The organism is Pseudonocardia halophobica (assembly GCF_027922425.1).
GTDB classification, from domain to species: Bacteria; Actinomycetota; Actinomycetes; order Mycobacteriales; family Pseudonocardiaceae; genus Pseudonocardia; species Pseudonocardia halophobica.
In genome coordinates, this window is sequence record NZ_BSFQ01000007.1 from 1 (window position 1) to 21,862 (window position 21,862).

The 21,862-nt window shown below is 75.3% G+C and carries 16 protein-coding genes; 10 read left to right on the forward strand and 6 right to left on the reverse strand.

Annotation, left to right across the window (positions count from 1 at the left end; translation table 11 throughout):
* Positions 1-203: 203 nt before the first annotated feature.
* Complete coding sequence (locus PKE99_RS10640; RefSeq protein ID WP_156066909.1) at positions 204-1,553, forward strand: lipopolysaccharide biosynthesis protein; 1,350 nt, start codon at positions 204-206, stop codon at positions 1,551-1,553.
* Between the two features lie 106 nt (positions 1,554-1,659).
* On the opposite strand, the gene PKE99_RS10645 is transcribed toward PKE99_RS10640, so the two are convergent.
* The gene (locus PKE99_RS10645) at positions 1,660-3,132 is read right to left on the reverse strand and encodes an NAD-dependent succinate-semialdehyde dehydrogenase (RefSeq protein WP_037038808.1); all 1,473 of its coding nucleotides are present in this window, start codon (positions 3,130-3,132) and stop codon (positions 1,660-1,662) included.
* A 66-nt stretch (positions 3,133-3,198) separates the two neighbouring features.
* Between PKE99_RS10645 and PKE99_RS10650 the strand changes: the two genes are divergently transcribed.
* Positions 3,199-4,380: an acyl-CoA dehydrogenase family protein gene (locus PKE99_RS10650; protein WP_306470735.1), complete on the forward strand. Its 1,182-nt coding sequence runs from the start codon at positions 3,199-3,201 to the stop codon at positions 4,378-4,380.
* Entirely contained in the window at positions 4,380-5,408 is a 1,029-nt protein-coding gene (locus tag PKE99_RS10655; RefSeq protein WP_037038810.1) for an acyl-CoA dehydrogenase family protein, read from the forward strand. Before PKE99_RS10650 ends, PKE99_RS10655 begins: the two co-directional genes overlap by 1 nt.
* 53 nt (positions 5,409-5,461) lie before the next feature.
* On the opposite strand, the gene PKE99_RS10660 is transcribed toward PKE99_RS10655, so the two are convergent.
* Positions 5,462-5,947: a pyridoxamine 5'-phosphate oxidase family protein gene (locus tag PKE99_RS10660; protein ID WP_037038813.1), complete on the reverse strand. Its 486-nt coding sequence runs from the start codon at positions 5,945-5,947 to the stop codon at positions 5,462-5,464.
* Positions 5,944-7,110: a cobalamin-independent methionine synthase II family protein gene (locus PKE99_RS10665; RefSeq protein ID WP_037038814.1), complete on the reverse strand. Its 1,167-nt coding sequence runs from the start codon at positions 7,108-7,110 to the stop codon at positions 5,944-5,946. Before PKE99_RS10665 ends, PKE99_RS10660 begins: the two co-directional genes overlap by 4 nt.
* A gap of 134 nt (positions 7,111-7,244) precedes the next feature.
* Here PKE99_RS10665 and PKE99_RS10670 point away from each other — a divergent pair, with 134 nt between their 5' ends.
* The 5 genes from PKE99_RS10670 (at position 7,245) to PKE99_RS10695 (ending at position 13,793) form a co-directional block, all read left to right on the forward strand.
* A complete protein-coding gene (locus PKE99_RS10670) occupies positions 7,245-9,791 on the forward strand; it encodes a PEP/pyruvate-binding domain-containing protein (RefSeq protein WP_037038816.1) in 2,547 nt (848 codons plus the stop codon).
* Positions 9,792-9,859: 68 nt separating this feature from the next.
* Positions 9,860-10,969 carry a type III PLP-dependent enzyme gene (locus PKE99_RS10675; protein ID WP_037038818.1) on the forward strand — a complete coding sequence of 370 codons (1,110 nt, stop codon included), beginning with the start codon at positions 9,860-9,862 and terminating at the stop codon, positions 10,967-10,969.
* Between the two features lie 11 nt (positions 10,970-10,980).
* Complete coding sequence (gene speD / locus PKE99_RS10685) at positions 10,981-12,225, forward strand: adenosylmethionine decarboxylase (protein ID WP_051736519.1); 1,245 nt, start codon at positions 10,981-10,983, stop codon at positions 12,223-12,225.
* Positions 12,226-12,357: 132 nt separating this feature from the next.
* On the forward strand, positions 12,358-13,224 hold the full coding sequence (locus PKE99_RS10690; protein ID WP_231497987.1) for an SGNH/GDSL hydrolase family protein: 867 nt from the start codon (positions 12,358-12,360) through the stop codon (positions 13,222-13,224).
* Between the two features lie 41 nt (positions 13,225-13,265).
* Complete coding sequence (locus tag PKE99_RS10695) at positions 13,266-13,793, forward strand: pyridoxamine 5'-phosphate oxidase family protein (protein ID WP_051736520.1); 528 nt, start codon at positions 13,266-13,268, stop codon at positions 13,791-13,793.
* 80 nt (positions 13,794-13,873) lie between these two features.
* Here PKE99_RS10695 and PKE99_RS10700 read toward each other — a convergent pair whose 3' ends face one another.
* Positions 13,874-15,538, reverse strand: a complete 1,665-nt coding sequence (locus PKE99_RS10700; RefSeq protein WP_231497988.1) for a bifunctional 3'-5' exonuclease/DNA polymerase — start codon at positions 15,536-15,538, stop codon at positions 13,874-13,876.
* A 44-nt stretch (positions 15,539-15,582) separates the two neighbouring features.
* Positions 15,583-17,151: an FAD-dependent oxidoreductase gene (locus tag PKE99_RS10705; protein ID WP_231497989.1), complete on the reverse strand. Its 1,569-nt coding sequence runs from the start codon at positions 17,149-17,151 to the stop codon at positions 15,583-15,585.
* 119 nt (positions 17,152-17,270) lie between these two features.
* Here PKE99_RS10705 and PKE99_RS10710 point away from each other — a divergent pair, with 119 nt between their 5' ends.
* Positions 17,271-18,122, forward strand: coding sequence for an LLM class F420-dependent oxidoreductase (locus PKE99_RS10710; protein ID WP_037038821.1), 852 nt, complete (start codon positions 17,271-17,273; stop codon positions 18,120-18,122).
* Positions 18,123-18,161: 39 nt separating this feature from the next.
* Complete coding sequence (locus tag PKE99_RS10715) at positions 18,162-20,375, forward strand: FUSC family protein (RefSeq protein WP_051736522.1); 2,214 nt, start codon at positions 18,162-18,164, stop codon at positions 20,373-20,375.
* On the opposite strand, the gene PKE99_RS10720 is transcribed toward PKE99_RS10715, so the two are convergent.
* Positions 20,348-21,859: an MFS transporter gene (locus PKE99_RS10720; RefSeq protein ID WP_037038823.1), complete on the reverse strand. Its 1,512-nt coding sequence runs from the start codon at positions 21,857-21,859 to the stop codon at positions 20,348-20,350. The two genes, PKE99_RS10715 and PKE99_RS10720, sit on opposite strands and share 28 nt — an antisense overlap.
* Positions 21,860-21,862 lie beyond the last annotated feature (3 nt).

A 21,862-nucleotide genomic window follows, 5' to 3' on the forward strand; every position in this document is an offset into this window, starting at 1 on the left:
CCGGGGGATCCGCGGCGGGCCGCCCCGGGGGATCCGCGGCGGGCCGCCCCGGGGGATCCGCGGCGGGCCGCCCCGGGGGATCCGCGGCGGGCCGCCCGGGCCAGTCCGCGGGATCCCCGGCGGCGAGACCGGCCGGTTGGTTCGACAGCCCGCCCCGGCCCCACGACCCCCCGACCGTCGAGCTCGCGCCCGGTGCGGTGGCCGTGCGCAGCGACGCGTCGGCCGAGGACGAACCGCCGGCCGAGGCCGGGAAGGACCTCGGGTCGTCGTCGGGCGGCTCCGGCAAGCGGGCCCTCTCCGACGGCCTGTCCCTCTCGATCAGCGGCGCCGTCGGCTCGCTGGCCGGGTTCGTCAGCTGGCTGATCGCGGCGCGGATCATGCCGCAGGAGGCGGTCGGCTACGCCTCGGCGTTCGTGTCGGCGTTCCTGCTGGTCGCCGGCGTGGCGCAGCTGAACCTCGACTCCGCGATGATGCTGTGGATGCCGCGGTCGGGCCGCAAGGCGTCGACCCTGTTCTGGCGCAGCCACCTGGTGATCATCCCGTCGTGCGCGCTGGTCGGGCTGGCCTACGTCGTGCTCGAGCCGCTCATGGCCACGACGGGCGCCGGCGACGTCCTGCCGGTCTGGGCGGGCGGCCTGCTGTTCCTCGCCGCCGCCATCGGCTGGGGCCTGTGGGGCGTGCACGACTTCAGCCTCATCGCGGTCGGCAAGACCTGGTGGGCGTCGTGGCGCAACATCGCCTTCGCCCTCGCCCGGATCGGCATGCTGGTCGCCGTGGGCGCGAGCCTCGGGCCGTTCGGCGTCGTGCTGTCCTGGGTGGTGCCGATCGCGCTGTGGACGCTCGGCAGCGCGGTGATCGGCGGCATCTACACCCGCAAGTTCGCGCAGCTCTCGGACAAGGAGTGGCTGCCGACGCGCCGCGAGGCCGTGTCCTTCCTCGGCCCCACGACCCTGGCCCACTGGGGCACGGTGCTGCTGTTCAACCAGGTCACGGTGATCGTGACCCAGCGCTTCGGCGCGACGACCGGTGCCGCGTTCTTCATCGCGTGGCAGGCGGTCATGGTGATCGACATCGCGGCGCAGCGGTTCATGCAGTCGTTGTCGGCGCAACTGGCCCGGGACCCGGAGAACTCCGCGGCGCACATCCGGGCCTCCCGCAAGCGGCTCTACCTGATCTTCCTGCCGATGATCGTGGTCGGCGTGCTGCTGGCCCGGTTCGGGCTGGAGTTCTTCGGGCCGGGCTACGCCCAGGCGGACGACGTGCTCCGCGTGCTGCTGATCGGCATGATCGCCCGGCTGGTGATCTCGCACGAGCTCGGCGTGCGGCAGGCGCGGCACGACGGCGTCGGCTTCGCCCGGCTGCAGCTGATCAGCACGGCCTTCGTGATCGTCGTGGTGCTGTTCATCCCGATCGGGCCGGCCGACGCCTCGGGCGCGCACCCCGTCGAGCAGCTGATGCCGGTGGCGGTGGGCTACGCGATCTCGCAGCTGGTGTGTGCGGTCGCGGTGATCGTGTGGCCGCGGCTGCGCCGCCGCAACGTCGCGACCAACTGATGGGTTATGGAACCATAACGCTCTCATTCGGGCGAAAAACGAGCGTTATGGTTCCATAACGCCCGAATCCGGGTGGAAAGCGAGCGTTATGGTTCCATAATGCGGCTCAGCCCAGTCCGCCGATGGCGACGTACTTGAGCTCGAGGAACTCCTCGATCCCGACCGTGCCGCCCTCGCGGCCCAGCCCGGACTCCTTGGTCCCGCCGAACGGGGCCGCCGGGTTGGACACCAGCCCGGTGTTGAGCCCGACCATCCCGCTCTCGAGCTTCTCCGACACCCGCAGCGCCCGGTTCAGGTTCTCCGTGAACACGTAGTTGACCAGGCCGAACTCGGTGGCGTTGGCCGCGGCCATGGCCTCGTCCTCGGTGTCGAACACCGAGATCGGCGCGACCGGGCCGAAGATCTCCTCGTGGTTGAGCCGCGAGTCCTGCGGCACGTCCGTGAGCACCGTCGGCGGGTAGAAGTAGCCGGGGCCCTCCGCGGCCTCGCCGCCGACCTTGACCTGGGCGCCGTTGGCGATCGCGTCGCCGACCAGGTCGACGACCTTGTCCCGGCCCTTGGCGTCGACCAGCGGGCCGACCTGCACGCCGTCCTCGGTGCCGCGGCCCACCTTGAGCGCGCCCATCCGCTCGGCGAGCTTGGCCGCGAACTCCTCCGCGACGCCGCGCTGGACGTAGAAGCGGTTGGCCGCGGTGCACGCCTCGCCCATGTTCCGCATCTTCGCCAGCATCGCGCCGTCGACGGCCTTGTCGAGGTCGGCGTCGTCGAACACGAGGAAGGACGCGTTGCCGCCCAGCTCCATCGACGTCCGCAGCACCTTGGCGGCGCACTGCTCCAGCAGGATCTTGCCGACGCCGGTCGAACCCGTGAACGAGAGCTTGCGCGCCCGGCCGTCCTTGATGATCGGCTCCATCACGCCGCCCGCGTCCGTGGCCGTGATGACGTTGAGCACGCCGGCCGGCAGCCCGGCGTCGAGCAGGATCTGGCCCAGGGCCAGCATGGACAGCGGGGTCTGGTGGGCGGGCTTGATCACGACGGTGCAGCCCGCCGCGATCGCCGGGCCGATCTTGCGGGTACCCATGGCCAGCGGGAAGTTCCACGGCGTGATGAACACGCACGGCCCGACCGGCTGCTTCATCACGAGGAACCGGCTGCCGCCCGCGGGCGCGGTCGCGTAGCCGCCGTCGATCCGCACGGCCTCCTCGCTGAACCAGCGGAAGAACTCGGCGGCGTAGGTGACCTCGCCGCGCGACTCGGCCAGCGGCTTGCCCATCTCCAGGGTCATCAGGAGGGCGAGGTCCTCGACCCGCGCGATCATCGTCTCGTACGCGCGGCGCAGGATCTCCCCGCGCTCGCGCGGGGCCATGGCCGCGAAGCCGGCCTGCGCCTCGTGTGCGGCGGTGAGCGCCGCGAGCCCGTCCTCCCGGCCCGCGTCGGCGACCTCGGCGAGGACCTCGCCGGTCGACGGGTCCTCGACCTTCGTCGTCGCCCCCGACGCCGCCTGCCGCCACTCGCCGCCGATGAGCAGCCCGGTGGGGACGGCCTCGAGGACCTTCCTTTCGAGATCGGGGTTCGTCATGTCCCGGATGTTCCCATCCCGCCACACCTTGATGCACGGGCCCGATCCGTGGGCTAGGAAGGACGGGTGACGGACACGATGGCGACACTGCCGGATCTCGTGCCCCCGCCGGTGGAGCTGCCGGAGCGCGTCGCGGCGCTGCGGTCCGAGGTGCGTGCGTTCCTCGCGGAGGAACGCGCCGCCGGGGCCTGGCGTCCGCGCGCGGACACCTGGCTCTCGGGGTGGGACGAGCGGTTCACCAAGGAGCTGGCCCGGCGCGGCTGGCTGGGGATGACGATCCCGACCGAGTACGGCGGGCACGGGCGCGGCGCGCTGGACCGGTACGTGGTGACCGAGGAGCTGTTGGCGGCCGGCGCGCCGGTCGCCGCGCACTGGGTGGCGGACCGGCAGATCGGCCCGTCGCTCATGCGCTTCGGCACCGAGGAGCAGCGGCAGAAGTTCTTGCCCGGGATCGCCGCGGGGGAGGTGTACTTCGGGATCGGGATGTCGGAGCCGGACTCGGGCTCGGACCTGGCGTCGGTGCGGTCGAAGGCGGACCGCGTCGACGGCGGCTGGGAGCTGACCGGCACGAAGGTCTGGACATCCGGGGCGCACCACGCGCACGCCTTCTTCGCGCTGGTCCGGACCTCGCCGAAGGACGACACCAACCGGCACGCCGGACTGTCGCAGCTGATCGTGGACCTGAAGGCGCCGGGGGTGACGATCCGGCCGATCCCGCTGCTGACCGGGGCGCACCACTTCAACGAGGTGGTGTTCGACAGGGTCTTCATCCCGGACTCGATGGTGCTCGGCGAGATCGGGCAGGGCTGGCACCAGGTCACTTCGGAGCTGGCCTTCGAGCGCTCCGGCCCGGAGCGGTACCTGTCGACCTTCCCGCTGGTGGTGGCGCTGCTGGGGGAGATCGCCGGCAGCGACCTGGACGCCGGGCGGCGCCGGGACCTCGGCGGGCTGGTCTCGCGGTACTGGACGCTGCGGCGGATGTCGCTGGCCATCGCCGGTGCACTGGAGGCGGGCAAGGCGCCCGAGCTGGCCGCGGCCGTGGTGAAGGACCTGGGTACCCGGTTCGAGAACGAGGTGATCGACGCGGCCCGGCTGCTGGTGTCGATCCCGCCGGACCGGGGCGCCGCCGAGGGCGGGTACGCGCGGCTGCTGGCCGACGCGGTGCTGCACGCCCCGGGCTTCACGCTGCGGGGCGGGACGAACGAGATCCTGCGCGGGATCGTCGCCCGCGGATTGGGGCTGCGCTGATGAGTGCCGAACTGCGGGAGATGGCGGAGTCGGTCTTCGGCGACGCCTGGGACAACTCCACGGACGCGTTCGACGCCGAGCTGTGGAAGACCGTCGAGCAGACCGGGCTGGCCCGGCTGACCCTGCCCGAGGAGGCCGGGGGCAGCGGCGGCACGGTGTCCGACGCGGCGGCGGTGCTGACCGCGGCCGGGCAGTTCGCGGCGCGGGTGCCGCTGGTGGAGACCGACCTGCTGGCGGCCTGGCTGCTGCACGCGGCCGGGCTGGAGGTGCCGTCCGGCCCGTTGTCGGCGACGGTCGCGGGGAACCTGTCGATCCAGCCGGCGGCCGGCGGGGCCGGCGCGGACGTGTCCGGCACGCTGCGCCGGGTGCCGTGGGGCCGTGCGGTCGGCGCGGTCGCGGTGCTGGCGGGCGAGCAGGTCCTGCTGATCGACACCACCGGTGCCGGGGTCGAGGAGGGGGCCAACCTCGCCGAGGAGCCCCGGGACGACCTGGTGCTCAACGAGCTGACCGTGCGGCACGTGGCCGACGTGCCGTCGGTCGCACTGGTCGAGTTCCCGCTGCGTGCGGCGCTGGGCCGGGCGCTCCTGCTGGCCGGTGCTGCCCGCGGGGCGGTGGCGATGGCGGTGCGGTACGCCACCGAGCGGGTGCAGTTCGGCCGCCCGATCGCGAAGCTGCAGGCCATCCAGCAGTCCCTCGCGCTGGCCGGTGCGGAGGTGGCCGCCGCGGCGGCGGCGACCGAGGCCGCGGCACGGGAGGTCGACAAGCACGGGTTCGCCGAAGCGTCGTTCGCGATCGCCGCGGCCAAGGCGCGCGCGGGGGAGGCGGCCGGACAGGTCGCCCGGATCACCCACCAGGTGCACGGCGCCATCGGGTTCACCCGCGAGCACGACCTGCGGCTGGTCACCACCCGGCTGTGGGCCTGGCGGGACGAGGACGGCTCGGAGGCCTACTGGAACGACCGGGTCGGCGCCCGCGCGCTCGAGGCCGGCGCCGACGGTCTCTGGCCGTTGCTCACCGGCACGCCCTGAGGGGTGCGGCCGGCATCCCCGCGCGGGGATGCCGGCCGGCAGGGAGCGGCGGGTCAGGTCCCGGGCTGCTGCCGCGCGCCCGGCAGCTTGCGGAAGTCCCAGCTGCTGATCTTCTCCGGGGTGAGCCGGAGCCACGCGTGCCGGCCGTCGATCACGACGTGCCCGCCGGTGTACTTGTCCGCGAAGGCCTGCTCGACCCGCTCCAGCTCGGGGTTCGGCTCGCCGGTACGGGGGATCTCGCCCACCGGCTCCACCCGCCCGCGGATCTCGACGCCTCGGAGCTGGTCGTAGTCGTGCCCGGCGTCGACCACCGCCCCGATCCGCGGGTCCTTCTCCAGGTCGGCCCAGCGCTGCGCGCGGACGAGCGAGGTCAGCCACATCGCGGACCCGTCCCAGTGGAACCAGAGCGGGGTGGCGTGCGGGCCGTGCGTGCCGTTGGTGGCCACGCGGACGGTCCGCTCCTCGGCGAGGAAGGCGTCCCGCTCGTCGTCGGTCATGGCGATGGCCCGGCCCCGGCGCTGGGTCTTGGGTGCGGTCATGGCCCGGACATTACCGATCGGTAGAGACGCGCGGTGGCCAGCCGGGCACCCTCGGCGAGCGCCCGGAACTTCTCCCGGACGACGGTCGGGTGCACCTCGGGATGGAAGGTCGCGCGGGAGGAGAAGCCGCAGTCCGCGCCCGCGAGCAGGTTCTCCCGGCCGACCAGGCCCGCGTAGGTCACGAGCTGGTCGGCGATCAGCTGCGGGTGCTCCACGTAGTTGCTGGCGTGCCCGAGCAGGCCGGGGATCAGCACCTTCCCCTCGGGCAGGGCGAGGTCCTCCCAGACCCGCCACTCGTGCTGGTGGCGGGGGTTGGCGACCTCGAAGGAATAGGCTCCGGCGTGGATCCGCAGCATCACGGGCGCGATGTCGGCGAAGGGCAGGTCGTGGATCCGCGGGCCGTGGTTGAGCCCGTAGCAGGTGTGCAGCCGGATCCTCTCCTCCGGGATTCCGCGCAGCGCGTGGTTGAGGATCTCGACGTGCTGCTCCGCGAGGCGGCGGCCCTCGGCACGGTCGTCGTGGCTGAGGTACTCGATCAGCCACGGGTCGTCGACCTGCAGGAGGAACCCGGCGTCGACGATCGCCAGGTACTCCTCGCGCAGGGCCTCGGCGACCGCGCCGAGGTAGTCGGCGTAGGAGGAGTAGTACTCGTTGCGGCCGAAGCCGCTCGGGCTGGTGCTCGGCAGGAAGGCCTCGGCGGCGTCCTGCCCGTCGAGCGCCGCGCGGAGGTTCTCGACGTCCGCGCGCAGCTGGTCGTGCCCGGCGTAGCCGACCGGCCCGGTGCAGACCATGGTGGTCATGGGGGAGACGGTGTCCTTGTACTTGCCGAGGTAGCCGGCGTAGTACTCCGGGAACGCGTCGATCTCCGCCTGCCACGAGGGCGGCATGAGCTTCTCGCCGGTGCTTCCGGAGAACCCGGTGAGCCGGTCCTTGACGTAGGTCAGGAAGCTGACCTTGCTCATCTCGCCGTCGGTCACCACGTCGATGCCGTCGGCGGCCTGCTCGCGGACGCGGTCGGCGACGGCGGCGGCGATCTGCTTGGCGTACGCGTCGGCGTCGTAGGGCCGGCCGTGCTCCTTCTCCCGCATGACCTCGAGCAGGTCGTGGGGTCGGGCCAGGCTGCCGACGTGGGTGGTGAGGATCCGCTCCGTGCTGCGTCGCATGGTCCCCGGACGGTAGGAGCCGCGCCGGGCCCACGGGAGCGCGGCGTTCCCCGCTCGCGAACCACCTCATTCAACGGTCGTTGAAAAAAGGGCGAACCGGGGCTACGCTCCTGCCACGCACGAGGAGGTGCGCCATGACGCACACGCTGCCGCTCACGGACGGCCCACGGACCCTCGACCTGGCCGCGGCCGCGGATCCGGCGCTGGTCGGCGGGAAGGCCGCCTCCCTCGGCCGGCTGATCCGCGCGGGATTCCCGGTCCCGCCCGGCAGCTGCGTCACCACCGTGGCCTACCGGGCCGTGGCCGACCCGGTCGCGCGGCCCCTGCTCGACGCCGGCGCCGCGCCCGCCGACCTGCGCGCGGCCGTCCGGTCCGCCCCGGTACCCGCGGTGCTGGCCGCGGCGATCCGGGCGCTCGCCGACGGCCCGGTCGCGGTGCGGTCGTCGGCCACGGCCGAGGACCTGCCCGACGGCAGCTTCGCCGGCCAGCAGGACACGTTCCTCGACGTCGAGGGCCCCGACGCCCTGCTCGACGCGGTCCGCCGCTGCTGGGCCTCGCTCTGGACCGACCGCGCCGTCGCCTACCGGGCGGCCAACGGGATCGACGACCGCACGGTCGCCCTCGCCGTCGTCGTGCAGCGGATGGTGCCGGCCGCGGCCGCGGGCGTGCTGTTCACCGCGAACCCGGTCACCGGCCGGCGGGGCGAGACGGTGATCGACGCGGCGCCGGGGCTGGGGGAGGCCGTGGTCTCGGGCACGGTCGATCCCGAGCACCTCGTGCTCGACGCGGGCGGCCGGGTCGTCGAGCGGCGGGCCGGCGGCGTGGGGCCCTGCCTGTCCGACGACCGCGCCCGCGAGCTCGCCGCGCTCGGCCGGCGGGTCGCGGAGCAGCACGGCGGGCCGCAGGACCTCGAGTGGGCCGTCGACGGCACGGACCGGGTCTGGCTGGTGCAGGCGCGGCCGGTCACCACGCTCTACCCGCTCCCCGAGCCGCGGGCGCCAGGCCTGCGGATCTATCTCAACGTCAACGTCGCGCAGGGGGTGCTCGGCCCGCTCACCACCGCCGGGCAGGGCGCCTTCCGGGTCCTGACCGGCTCGATCGCCCGGCTGTTCGGGGTTCCGGTGCCCGACGTCCGCGCGGGCGCACCGGTGCTGACGGTGGCGGGGGAGCGGCTGCTGGTCGACGTGACCGGGGCGCTGCGGCACCCGGTCGGTCGGATCGTGATCCCGCGCCTGTTCGACGTCATGGAGGCGCGCTCCGCCGCCGTCCTGCGCCGGGTCGTCGCCGACCCTGCGTTCGCGGTGCTGCCGGGGCGGCGGTTCCGCTTCGCCCGCGCGCTGGCCCGGGTGTTCCGCCGGTTCCGGGTGCCGCCGCGGCTGGTGCTGGCGCTGCTGGCGCCGGACCGGGCCCGCCGGGCGGTCGTCGCGGCGGTCGGCGACCTGCGCGACCGGCTCGACGACCGCGGCCCGCTGCCCCCGAGGGCGCGCCTCGACCGGCTGGAGGCGACGCTCGCGCAGGAGATGCCGGCCGTGGCGGGGCGGGCCTTCCCGGTGGCCGCGGCGGGGTTCGTGGCGTTCGGGCTGGCCGCCGCGTTGCTGCGCGGCCGGGCCCGGCCCGGCGAGCTGTCGACGGTCCTGCGCGGGCTGCCGCACAACGTCACCACCGAGATGGACCTCGCGCTGTGGGCACTGGCCGGCCGAATCGCCGCTGACCCGCCCTCGCGTGCACTGGTCGGCGGCCCGGTCGAGGCGGCGCGGGCAGCTCTCGCGGCCGGCACGGCGCCCGCGGTCCTGGCCGACGGGCTGCGCGAGTTCCTCGGGCGCTACGGGCACCGCGGAATCGCCGAGATCGACCTCGGGGTGCCGCGATGGCGCGAGGACCCGTCGTACCTGCTCGGGGTCCTGGCGGGGTACCTGCGGGTCGACCCGGCGCGCTCACCGGACCGGGTCTTCGCCGCCGCGGCGACCGAGGCGGAGCAGACGGCCGCGGCCCTCGCGGCCCGGGTGGGCGGCCTGCGCGGCCGGGTGGTGCGGTTGCTGCTGGGCCGGGCCCGGGCGCTCGCCGGGCTGCGCGAGCTGCCGAAGTTCACCCTGGTCACCGTGCTCGACGCGGCCCGCGCCGATCTCCTGGCCGTCGGGGAGGCACTCGCCGCGGAGGGCCGGATCGCCGCGGCCGGCGACGTCGTCCACCTCACCGCGGACGACTGCCGGGCGGGCCTCGCCGGGGCCGACCTGCGGGCGCTGGTGGCCACCCGGCGTGCGGTGCACGACCGCGAACGGCGGCGCCGGCACGTCCCGCGCATCCTGCTCTCGGACGGGACCGAGCCCGAGGCGCTGCCGGATCCCGCCGCGCCGCCGGCGGTGCCGGGGGAGCTGCGCGGCACCCCCGCGTCGGCCGGTGTGGCCGAGGGACCCGCGCGGGTGGTGCTCGATCCCGCCGACGCCCGCCTCGAGCCGGGGGAGATCCTCGTCTGCCCCTCGACCGACCCCGGCTGGACGCCGCTGTTCCTCACCGCCGCCGGGCTGGTCATGGAGATGGGCGGGGCGAACTCGCACGGGGCGGTCGTCGCGCGCGAGTACGGGATCCCGGCCGTGGTCGGGGTGCCCGGCGCGGTCGCGCGGATCAGGACCGGCGAGCAGGTGGTCGTCGACGGGACGGCGGGCCGCGTGCTGCCCCTGTGAGTGGCAATAGTCGCTATAGCAGTGATTGCCGCTCACGAGGGTTCGGGGTCGTCGGGGAGGATCGATCCGTGCCCACCCGCGCCCTGGAGGCATTCCTCGCCGAGCCGCGACCGACGCCGTTCCTGGTGCTCGACACGGGGCTGGTGGCACAGCGGTACACCGAGCTCGCGGCCGCCTTCCCCGGTGCGGAGATCCTCTACGCGGTGAAGGCGTGCCCCGAGCCCGAGGTGCTGCGCACGCTCGCCGCGCTCGGCAGCGGCTTCGACGTGGCCGGCGCCGAGGAGATCGCCCTGTGCCTCGACGCGGGGGCCGACCCGGCCCGACTGTGCCACGGCAACCCCGTCCGGGGCCCGGGCGCCGCGGCGGCCGTCGCTGCGCAGGGCGTCCGCCGGTTCGTCACGGACAGTGCGGAGGATCTCGCGGGCCTGCCGGCCGGCGCCGAGGTGCTCGTGCGCGTCCTCGTCGCCGACGACGGCGCCGCGACCCCGTTCCTCGGCAAGTTCGGGGCGACCCCGGCCGAGGCCGCCCGGCTCGCCCGCGGGACCGCCGGGGTCGCGTTCCACGCGGGATCGCAGCAGCTCAGGTCCGCGGCGTTCGCCGAGGGGGTCCGGGTCGCGCTGCGGGTGGCGCACGCGGCGGGCATCGCGCGGCCGGTGCTCGACGTCGGCGGTGGGCTGCCCGTCCGGTACCGCGCCGAGGTCCCGCCGCTCGACGCGTACGCCGAGGCGATCCACGGAGCCGTCGCCGCCGCGGTCACGGCCGGTGACGTCGACGGCGTCCGGCTGATCCTCGAACCCGGCCGCGTCCTCGTCGCCGAGGCGGGGGTGCTGCGGACGACCGCCCTGCGGGTCTCCCGGCGGCCCGGCATCGACCACCGCCGCTGGGTCTACCTCGACGCGGGCCGCTACCAGGGGCTCGCCGAGGCGGAGGGGGAGGCGATCGACTACCCGGTGCGAGCGCCCGGCCGCAGCGGCCCGCCCGGCCCGGTCGTCCTGGCCGGCCCCACCTGCGACGGCGACGACGTCCTCTACCGCCGCAAGCCCTACGCTCTGCCCCTCGACCTCGCCGCCGGCGACGCCGTCGACCTCCTGCACGCCGGCGCGTACACCGCGAGCTACGCCTCGGTCGGGTTCAACGGGTTCGGCCCGCTGCCCGTGCACGTCCTGAACGCAACCTAGGGTTCTGCACTGTGCAGACGTCCCATCCCGTCGGCCGGCACGTCCTCGGCGAGCTGCGCGGCATCGATCCGGCCCTGCTCGACGACGCCGACGGCCTCCGGCACGCGCTGCGCACGTCGCTGCTGGCCGCGGGCGCGGACGTGCGGCAGGTCGTCGCGGAGCCGTTCGAGCCGCAGGGGGTCACGGTCGTCGCGCTGCTGGCCGAGTCGCACGCGTCGATCCACACCTGGCCCGAGCTCGGGTCGGCGTTCGTCGACGCCTTCACCTGCGGCGACGGCGCCGACCCCGTGTACGCCGTGCGACGGCTGGCGCTCACCCTCGGCGCCGACGACGCCGCCATCGAGGTCGTGGACCGCGGCGGCGCGGGACGTGTCGACGAGCCGATCTCGCCGGGGCTGACCAGGCACTGGCAGCTCGACGCGGTCCGGGTGCGCACCCGCACCGCGCTGCAGGAGGTGCTGATCGCGGACACCGCGCACGGCGTCACGCTGTTCTGCGACGGTGAGCGGCAGAGCGCCGAGCACACCCAGCTGACCTACCACGAGGCGCTGTTCGTGCCGGCCGCGCTGCTCGCCGAGCGCCGCGAACGCGTGCTGGTGATCGGGTCGAGCGAGGGCGTGGTGAGCGAGCTCGCGGTGGCGTGCGGCGCGGTGCGCGTCGACCACGTGGACCTGGACCGGGACTGCGTGCGGCTCTGCGCCGAGCACCTGCCGTACGGCTACACGCCCGCCGCGCTCGCCGCGGCCGAGGCGCACGAGGGGCCGGTCCGGATGCACTACGACGACGGGCTCGCCTTCGTCGACACGACCGACGGCACCTGGGACGTGATCGTCGTCGACCTGCCCGACGAGCGCCCCGACGAGCCCGGCGCCCAGCTCAACCGGCTCTACACCGGCGACTTCCTGACCCGCTGCGCGGCGCGGCTGCGGCCGGGAGGCGTCGTCGTGAGCCAGGCCGGGAGCCCGGCGCAGTGGCGTGACGCCACCCTCCGCGCGGCGTGGGAGCGGTTCGGTGCGGTGTTCCCGCACCGCGTCTACGTCGGCAGCCCCGAGCACGAGTGGGCGTTCGTCTGCGGGCTGCCCGACGCGCCCCCCGAGGACCCCGCCGAGCTGGTCGCCGCCTGTCTCGACGGGCTGGGCTACGCGCCCCACACGCTCGACGCCGCCTCGCTGCGGGCCGCACTCGTCCCCCCGCTGCGCCTGCGGCGTTCACTCACTGGGATGGAGATCGATCCCGCCGCGCGATCATCTCGTTAGTGTCCCGGTGGTGCCGGGCCCGGTGCCGTCCGCCCGCCTCCCCGGCGGGCGCTCCCCGCCCCGCCCGCTCCCCGGAGGCCGCCCGTGCGCCGTGTCCCGTGTCGATTTCCGGCCACTCGTCGGTCCCTGGCCGTGCTCGTCGGCGTGGTGCTCGCGCTGGTCGGCACCGTCGGCACCGCGGGGACGGCCCTGGCCGACGACACCGAGCAGGCCGGCCGGTACGTCGCCCTCGGCGACTCCTACAGCGCGGGCCCGCTTGTCCCGCCGCAGACCGGGCAACCCGCGGGGTGCCTGCGGTCGGGTTCCAACTTCCCGTCCGTGGTGGCCGAGGGGACGGGCGCCACGGACTTCGTCGACGTGAGCTGCAGCGGCGCCACCACCGCGGACTTCACGGCACCGCAGAAGGTCACCTTCGGCGAGAACCCGGCCCAGTTCGACGCGCTGACCGGGACCGAGGACCTCGTCACCTTCACCATCGGCGGCAACGACATCGGGTTCGGCGAGATCATCCAGGAGTGTGCGCTCCGGTCGCCGCAGCAGCCGCTCGGCGCCGCCTGCCGGGACTTCTACGGCGACCAGCTGAACCAGCGGATCGCGGAGACGGCGCCGAAGATCGTTGCCGCGCTCGGGGCGATCGGCACCCGTTCGCCGGGGGCGCGCGTCGCCGTCGTCGGGTACCCGGCGCTGCTGCCCGACGAGGGGCCGGGCTGCTTCCCGGTGGTGCCGTTCAGCCCGGGTGACGTCGCGTGGCTGCGCGGGATCGAGAAGGACCTCAACGCGATGCTCGGTGCCCAGGCGAGCGCGAGCGGGGCGACGTACGTCGACACCTACACGCCGACGATCGGGCACGACATGTGCCGGCTGCCAGGCGTGAAGTGGATCGAGGGCCTGTTGCCGACCTCGCCGGCGGCACCGGTGCACCCCAACGCACAGGGCATGGAGGCCATGGGGGCCGCGGTCCTCGCGGCGCTCGGCGCGCCCATACCGGCGGCCGCGTAGGAGCCCTACCAAACGGCCGTCCGACGGCCTACGCTCGGCTCGTGACGCGCGTCGGCGACCGGGACCTCGAAGGCATGGACCAGGCCCGGCTGGCCGCGGCCGACCGGGCCGAGCTGGTCGAAGCGGCCCGGGAGTGCACGTTCCTCTTCACCGACGAGGAGGGCTGGCCCGCTGGGGTCACGATGAGCCACCTGTTCCACGACGGCGTGTTCTGGCTGACGGCGGTCACCGGGCGCGCGCACGCGGCCGCGGCCGAGCGGGACCCGCGCGTCGGGCTGGTGATCAGCAACCTCGGTACGGACCTGCCGGGCCGGCGGATGGTGCGGATCCGCGGGCGGGCGACGGTACACCGGGACCGGGCGACGCTCGACGCCGTGCTCCCGCTCCTCGCCCGGCGCCTCCAGCCCCGCGACCCCGACCGGATGCTGCGGCTCCTCGACAGCCCCCGCCGGGTGCTGATCCGGGTGGAGCCGGTCTCGTACCCCCAGACCCACGACTCCCGCAAGATCGCCGGCGACGGCCGCGGCGGCCCGGCCCAAACTCGCAGTACGGAAGCACAACGCGATTGAGGGGCGAACTATGACGCGTGATGGAACCATAATGCGGTTTGGCGAGCAGAAATCGCGCGTTGTGGAACCATAATGCGCTGCTATTTCTCGGCGTAGGACTCCACCACGCGGGCGGGCATCGGGACGCGGACAGGTGTGGCGCCGAAGAGCGTGCGGGTGGCGGAGTCCGCGGCGGCCTGGACCAGCTCGGCGGCCTCCGGCGCGGCCGCGGCGGGGCCGTGCAGCAGCACCTCGTCGTGCTGGAAGAACACCAGGCGGGACGGGTTCCCGGCCCGGTGCAGCATCGTCCGCAGCTCCGCGAGCAGCACCAGCGCCCACTCCGCCGCAGTGGCCTGCACGACGAAGTTGCGGGTGAACCGCCCGCGCGCACGCGCCCGGGACGGCACCTCGTCGCCCGGCCGCGCCGGCGGGCACGTGCGGCCCAGCCACGACCGGACCAGCCGCCCCTCCTCGCCGGCCCGCGCCGCCTCCTCGACCACCGCGACCGCGGCCGGGAAGCGGCGGCGGAGCAGCGCGAGGTGAGCGCCGGCGTCGCCCGACGTCTGCCCGTAGATCGCCGACAGCACCGCCAGCTTGGCCCTCGCCCGCCCGTCCGGCACACCCGCCCCGAACAGCTCGGCGGCGAGACCGGCGTAGAGATCTGAGTCCCGCTCGGTGCCGCCGGCGCGGGCCAGTGCGGCGTCGCCGGCGATCGCGGCGAGGATCCGCGGTTCCAGCTGCGCGGCGTCGGCCACCACGAGCCGGCACCCCGCGTCGGCGCGCACCGCCGCCCGCACGGCCTTCGGGATCTGCAGCGCCCCGCCGCCGCGGGTGGCCCAGCGCCCCGACACCACCCCGCCGACGACGTACTCGGGCCGGAACCGCCCCTCGTGCACCCAGGTCCGCAGCCAGTTCCAACCGTGCGCGGCGTGCAGCCGCGCGAGGTCCTTGTACGCCAGCAGCGGCGCGACGGCCGGATGGTCGACCCGCTTGATCACCCACGACCGGGTGCTGGGCAGCTCGATGCCGGCCCGGGCGAAGGCCCGCAGCAGCTCGGCGGGGGAGTCGGGGTTCACCGGCCGCCCGAACGCCTCCTCGACCTCGGCCGCGAGCGCCGCGAGCCGCGGGGCCCGGCCGTGCCCGGCCGGGCGGGGTCCGAGCGCCTCGGTGAGCAGGGCGTCGTGCACGTCGGCGCGCCACGGCAGGCCCTCGGCGCGCATCTCCTCGGCGACGATCCCGGCGGCCGACTCCGCCGCGGCGAGCGTCCGGAGCCGGGGATCGGCGGCGAGCCGCCGCTGCTGGGCGCCGTGCACCGCGACGACCGCGGCCAGGGTCCCGACCGGGTCCGGCTCGGAGCGGCGGAAGAGGGCCGGCGGCTCGTCGGCCGACTCCTCGGGCCCCTCGTCCGGCGGGACGGGCTCACCGGCCAGTCGGGCCGCCGCGGCGGCCAGGCCGTGTGGCGCGCCGAAGGCCCCGTCGGCGCCGACGAGCAGGCCCTCGACCAACTCGACGTCGTGCGCCCGCTCCGCCCGCACGCCCGCGGCCAGCAGGGTCCGGTACGTGCGGGCGTTGCGCCACACCGCCCGCTGACCGCCGAGGTCCAGCTCCGGCAGCGGCACGGGACGGACGGCGGCGACGGGTTCGCCCGCCGCGTCGAGCGGGTGCACCAACGCCACGCCGCGCTCGGCGTCGACGTGCACCGCGAGCCGGGCGGCCCGCGCGGCCACCTCGACGGACGCAGCGCCCAGGCGACCCGACGTGCTCACCGCATCGCCGGGTGGGCGAGCGGCGGCCACGCGACCCGAGACGCTCACCGCAGCGCCGGGTCCGGGAGCGGCACCACCGGACCGCCCCGCCCGAACCTGCCGAGCCGGTGCACGGGCATCCCCGCCAGCAGCCCACGCGCGGCGATCCCGCGGATCTCCTCGGGCCCGGCCCCGACGGCGGCGAGGACGTCGTTGGCGGCGAGCACCCCGGTCATCGCGGCCCGCTCCATCAGCCCCGAGGGGTAGGGGCACTCCACGAAGTCGCCGGCGACCCGCACCCCCGGCGCGTCCGTGACGACGCCCGGGCGGGTGCCCGCGGTGCCGGGCGGGAACGCGGGTGCGGTGGCCTCGAGCCGTTCCTGCAGATGGACGACCCCGGCGGCAGCGGTCTCCGGCCACAGCGCCGCCAGCTCCGCGCGCATTCGCGCGGTGGCGCTCGTGACGTCCGGAGCCCGGCAGGCGTAGGAGTGCAGCTCCACGACGGACCCGCCGGTGCGCGCGGCCCAGCGCGCCGACTCACCCTCCAGCCGCGAGTACACGGTGACGGAGTCGAGCGTGGCCTCGCCCGAGACCGCGCTGAACACCGCCCGCTCCGGCCGCACGTCCCGGTCCAGCCACAGCCGCGTGACGGCGAAGGGCGGGGCGACCGTCAGCGCCGCCGCCCGCTGTGCGAGGTCCGGGGCGATCGGGGACTCGGCCAGCAGCGTCCGCAACGCCCCGGGGTCGAGGGCCAGCACCACGTGCTCGGCCTCCACCGGCCCCGCCACGCCGTGTACCCGCCACGCCCGCCCCGCGTGCTCGAGCGAGGTGACGCGCGCCCCGGTCCGGATCTCGGCCCCGAGACCGCGCAGGTGGGCGGCCAGCGGCACCCAGATCGCCGTGAGGTGGTCCTCGGCGGGCGCGTCGAAGCCGATGCCCGCCGGGTTGCCCAGGAAGTAGTAGTGGAACATCGCCACCAGCTCGGCGGCGGACAGCCCGTCCTGGTCGCAGAAGAAGGACCGCGCGAACGCCTCGAACAGCATCTGCCGGGCCCGCTCCGACACCCCGAGCCGCGCGAGGAACTCGCCCGCGCTCAGCTCGTCGAACCGCGCGGCGGTCGCGGACGGGTCGTGTGCCAGCAGGGCGAACCCGAGCGCCGCGTCGGCCCCCGCGATCTCCCGCAGCCGCAGGCTGGGGGAGCGGGCGAACAACGCGAGCAGGTTGAACGGCGGCGCGGCCGGCAGGTTCCCCAGGTCCTCGGCCGGCCAGCGACGGGAGATCACCGGGTAGCCCTCGACCGGGCGCAGGAACCCGAGCCCCGGGTCGATCCGCCGCAGGATCGAGCGCCAGGTGTCGTAGTGCCGGAAGAAGGCGTGGAACCCGTGCTCGACGACCTGCTCCGACCCGTCCGGCAGGGTGTGCGGCCAGGCGCCGAGCCGCCCGCCCAGGGTGGGCGCGGCCTCCAGCAGCGTGACCGCCACCCCGCGCTCGGCGAGCACCACCGCCGCGCTCACGCCCGCGATCCCGCCGCCGACCACGACCGCGCGCGTGCCGGGCCGCACCCGGCGGGGCCGGTCCGGCCGGGCGGGGACGAGGACCTGAGGCCGGCGACGCCACGGGAGGGTGCGACTCACGCCCCGATGATTCACACCCGGGAGCCTACGGACGGGCACCGACAGGAATGCGCGGCGTGTGAGGGCCGGTTGCCGGGGAAGGGGAACACCCCCGCAACGACGCACGCGAGGAGGAACGCATGTCGGTGGACCTGGACCGCTACGGGATCTGGCTGCGCCGCGACCAGCTCACCCCCGGGCTCGCGACGGAGATCGAGGCGCTCGGCTACGGCGCGATCTGGATCGGCGGCTCCCCGCCCGCCGACCTGGCGCTGCCCGAGGAGCTGCTGGCGGCGACCAACCGGATCGCGATCGCGACCGGCATCGTCAACATCTGGCAGGCGCCGGCACCCGAGGTCGCGGAGTCCTACCACCGCATCGAGAAGGCCCACCCCGGCCGCTTCCTGCTCGGTGTCGGGATCGGGCACCCCGAGGCCGTCCGGGAGTACCGCTCGCCGTACGAGACGATCGTCGGCTACCTCGACGAGCTCGACGCCGCCGGGGTCCCGGTCGAGGCCCGCGCCCTGGCCGCGCTGGGCCCAAAGGTGCTGCGCCTGTCCGGTGAGCGGACCGCCGGGGCCGCCCCGTACCTGACCACCCCGCGGCACACCGCCGAGGCCCGCGAGATCCTCGGCGACGGCCCGCTGCTCGCCCCGGAGCACAAGGTCGTCCTCTCCACCGACCCGGAGTACGCCCGCACGGTCGGCCGGCCGAAGGTCCGCGACCCGTACCTGCGGCTGTCGAACTACCGACGCAACCTGCTGCGCACCGGGTTCACCGAGGAGGACCTCGACACCGCGAGCGACCGCACGATCGACGCGCTGGTCCTGCACGGCGACGCGGCCGCCGTCGCCGCCGGGCTGAACGCCCACCTCGAGGCGGGCGCCGACCACATCTGCGCCCAGATCCTCACCGCGTCCGGCACGCCCGACGACGAGTACCGCGCGGCCCTGCGCGCGCTCGCCACGGAGCTGGGCCTGAGCCGAGCCTGACGTGAGCGGGCCGATCACCGCGGTGGGAGACTCCGAGCCGTGCGCGGGCGGGCGTGGATCGGGGAGCTGCGCACCTGGGTGACGGGCGTGGACCCCGGACTGGGCCGGCTGCGGCTCGCCGGGGTGGCGACGGCGGCCATGGTGCTCGCCGTCGCCCTCATGTCCGTCGTCCGCGCGGTCACCGGGCAGCCCGTCACCGTCGTGGTGTTCGCGGCGGTGCTGGCGATGGTCAGCAACCTGTCGGTGAACGAGCCGGACCTCCACCGGAGCCGCGTCACCACCGCGCTGATGGTGCTGCCCGCCGCCGCGGCGACGGTCCTCGGCACCCTGCTGGCCGAGCACCGGCTCGTCTCGGACGTCGTGTTCGTGCTGGTCATGATCGCGGCGGTGTGGATCCGCCGGTACGGGCCGCGCGGGATGGCGCTGGGCATGGCGATGTTCATGCCCTACTTCTTCACCCAGTTCCTGCAGGCGAAGCCGGGACAGCTGCCCACCCTGCTGGCGGCCGTGGCCGTCGGCTTCGGGTCGACGCTGCTGCTGCGCGGCTTCGTGTTCGCCGAGAAGCCGGAGAAGGTGCTCGACGACCTGCTCCGTGCGGTCCGGGCGCACGTGCACGCCCTCGCGCTGGCCGTCATCGACGTCCTCGAGGCGCCGGCGGACGACGAGAAGGACGTCGACGCCGCACTGCGGGACCTGCACCGCCGCCGCACCCGGCTGAACGACACGATGCTGCTGGTCGTCGACCGGATCGAGCAGCTGCGCGACGAGCGGGAGAACCCGGACGAGGAGGCCGGCGAGGACGACCCGCGGCGCGCGCTGTCCCTCGCCGTCGCCGACCTGGAGCTGGCGGCCGAGCGGCTCGCGGTCTCGACCCGGCGGCTGGCCGACGACCCCGAGCGGCCGGGCGCGCTCGAGCCCGAGGTGCGGGAGGCGCTGCTCGACGGCGTGCGCGGGCTCGCCTCGGCCACCGCGACCGGCGCGCCGGAGGCCATGCGCGGGGCGGTCCTCGCCGGGGCGCGGCGCAGCGTCGAGGAGCTCGCCGAGGAACACAGCGGTGCGCGGCCCCGCGAGCAGCGGGTGGCGTTCGCGGTCATCCGGCTGGCCGACGCGCTCGAGGGCGGCGAGAGCGCCGTCCCGGCCCCGATCACGCTGGCCCAGCAGAGCGAGGACCCCGAGGACGAGGAGGAGGTCCCGGGCCGGCCGGTCGACCGGATCGCGCTGTCCACGCGCCAGGCCGTGCAGGTCGGGGTCGCGACCAGCCTCGCGATCGTGGCCGGCGAGCTGATCTCCCCGTCCCGCTGGTACTGGGCGGTGATCGCGGCGTTCGTGGTCTTCGCGGGCACGGCGAGCCGCGGCGACGTCCTCGCCCGCGGGTGGCAGCGGCTGATCGGGACCGTCGGCGGGGTCGTGGCGGGGATGCTGCTGGCCTTCGCCGTCGGCGGCCGGGCGGTCCCGACGCTGATCCTGCTGGCGGCGTGCGTGTTCCTCGCGCTCTACCTGTTCCGGATCTCCGTCGGGCTGCTCGCCTTCTGGATCACCGCGGTGCTCGCCCTGCTCTACGGCCTGATCGGGCAGTTCTCGGTCGAGACGCTCGTGCTGCGCGTGATCGAGACGGCAGCCGGCGGCGCGCTCGGCGCCCTGGCCGCGCTCGTCATCCTGCCCAAGCACACCCGGGCCGCCTTCCGCGAGGCGCTCGACGACACCGTGCTCGCCCTCGACGAGGCCCTGGAGGCCACGGTCGACCGGCTGACCGGGCGCCCACCCACCGGCCTGCCGGTCGAGCTCGCCCGCGCCGCCGACGAGAAGCTCGGCACGCTGCGGCAGCGGGCGAAGCCACTGGACAACCCGCTGCCTCGGCGTCACGGGCGGGGCAGCTACCAGCGCGCCCTCCGGGTGCTGACGGCCGTGGACCACTACACCCGCGCGCTCGCGCGGCTGTCGGACCGGATCGTCGTCCCGGGGTGGGCGCCGACACTCGACCCCGCCGTCGAACGGATCCGGGCCAACATCGCCGGCCTCGGCGACCTGCTGCGGCCCGGCGGGCCGGCCGCGAGGGACGGGATCGTGTCGGCCGAGGACCTCGTCGACGCCGCCGAGGCGTGGGCCTCGCGCTGCGACGACCCCGGGCTGCGCCGGGACCTGCTCGCGGCGGTCCGGCCCTTGCGGCGGATCGACCAGGTCGTCGTCGGGTTCGCGGGGGACCTGGCGGGCGGGCGGGCGCGGGCTCAGGAACCCGCGGAGTCGCGCGGGTAGACCTGCGGGCCCGAGATCCCGCAGTGCGCACAGCGCTCGAGCGGGATCCGCTCCAAGGGCGGCCCGACGGGCTCGGCCTGCGGCTCGGGTTCCGCGCGCAGCCGGCTGCGGATCGTCAGCGCGGACACCAGCCCACCCAGCACCAGCAGGGCGGCCCCGATCAGCAGTGCCGTACGGAACCCGGCGTTGAAGGCCACGGGGTCGGAGTAGTCGGCGTTGCCGATCCCGGCCACCCCGGGGATCACGGCGACGGCGAGCAGCCCGGCGGCGCGGGCCACCGCGTTGTTCACGCCGGAGGCGGCCCCGGCATAGCGGTCGGGCGCGGCGTCGAGCACGGTCGCGGTGAGCGGGGCGACGGTGAGGGTGAGGCCCGCGGCGAAGACCAGGACCGCGGGCAGCACGTCGAACAGCCACGACGCCGCCGGCCCGATGCGCATCATGAGCAGCAGCCCGCAGGCGGCGAGGATGGGCCCGACGGTCATCGGGATCCGCGGCCCGATCCGCTCGGCGAGCGCCCCGGACCGCGAGGAGAACAGCAGCATGACGACGGTGACGGGCAGCAGTCCGGCGCCCGCCAGGACCGGGGGGAACCCCGCCACGATCTGTAGCTGCAGCACCAGCAGCAGGAAGAGGGCCCCGAGGGCGGCGTACACGAGCAGGGTCACGACGTTGGCGGCGGTGAAGACCCGGTCCTTGAACAGCACCGGCGGCACGAGTGGGTGCCGGGAGCGCCGCTCGACCACCACGAACACCAGCAGCGCCCCGATCCCGACGGCTAGCGCGGCCCACACCGCGCCCGAGCGCACGCCGGCACCCAGTTCGGTGAGCGACCAGGTCAGGCCCGCGAGCCCGGCCACCGCCAGGGCCGTGCCGGACAGGTCCAGCCCGCGGGCCGCCGCCACGTCCCGGCTCTCCGGCACGTGCCGCAGCGCGACCGCCACGACGACGACCGCCAGCGGCAGGTTGAGCAGGAACACCGCGCGCCAGGTCCACTCCACGAGCCAGCCGCCGAGGAACGGCCCGACGGCGCCCGCGATGCCGCCGAGCCCGGACCACGCCCCCACCGCGGCCGCCCGGTCCCTGCCGTGGAACGACGCGGAGATGATCGCGAGGCTGCCCGGGGTGAGCAGCGCCCCGCCGACTCCCTGCAACGCCCGGGCCGCCACCAGGGTCTCGATGTTCGGGGCGAGCCCGCAGGCCAGCGAGGCCAGCGCGAACCAGATGACACCGATCACGAAGATCCGCCGCCGCCCGTAGCGGTCCCCGAGCGACCCGCCGAGCAGGATCAGCGAGGCCAGGCTGAGGGTGTAGGCGTTGACGGTCCACTGCAGCCCGGTGAAGCCCGCGTCGAGGTCCTCGCCGATGTGCGCGAGGGCCACGTTGACCACCGTGCCGTCCAGCAACGCGAGGCTGGAGCCGAGCACGGTCGTCAGCAACACCCAGCGCCCGGCCGGAGTCCCCATCCGCAGCCCCTGCTCCGCCATGCG

What these genes read in the sequence shown, in the direction of transcription:
- PKE99_RS10645 (WP_037038808.1), bottom strand. Translation starts at nt 3,132, where the DNA reads ATGACGAACCCCGATCTCGAAAGGAAGGTCCTCGAGGCCGTCCCCACC.
- PKE99_RS10655 (WP_037038810.1), top strand. Translation starts at nt 4,380, where the DNA reads ATGAGTGCCGAACTGCGGGAGATGGCGGAGTCGGTCTTCGGCGACGCC.
- PKE99_RS10660 (WP_037038813.1), bottom strand. Translation starts at nt 5,947, where the DNA reads ATGACCGCACCCAAGACCCAGCGCCGGGGCCGGGCCATCGCCATGACC.
- PKE99_RS10665 (WP_037038814.1), bottom strand. Translation starts at nt 7,110, where the DNA reads ATGCGACGCAGCACGGAGCGGATCCTCACCACCCACGTCGGCAGCCTG.
- PKE99_RS10670 (WP_037038816.1), top strand. Translation starts at nt 7,245, where the DNA reads ATGACGCACACGCTGCCGCTCACGGACGGCCCACGGACCCTCGACCTG.
- PKE99_RS10710 (WP_037038821.1), top strand. Translation starts at nt 17,271, where the DNA reads ATGTCGGTGGACCTGGACCGCTACGGGATCTGGCTGCGCCGCGACCAG.
- PKE99_RS10720 (WP_037038823.1), bottom strand. Translation starts at nt 21,859, where the DNA reads ATGGCGGAGCAGGGGCTGCGGATGGGGACTCCGGCCGGGCGCTGGGTG.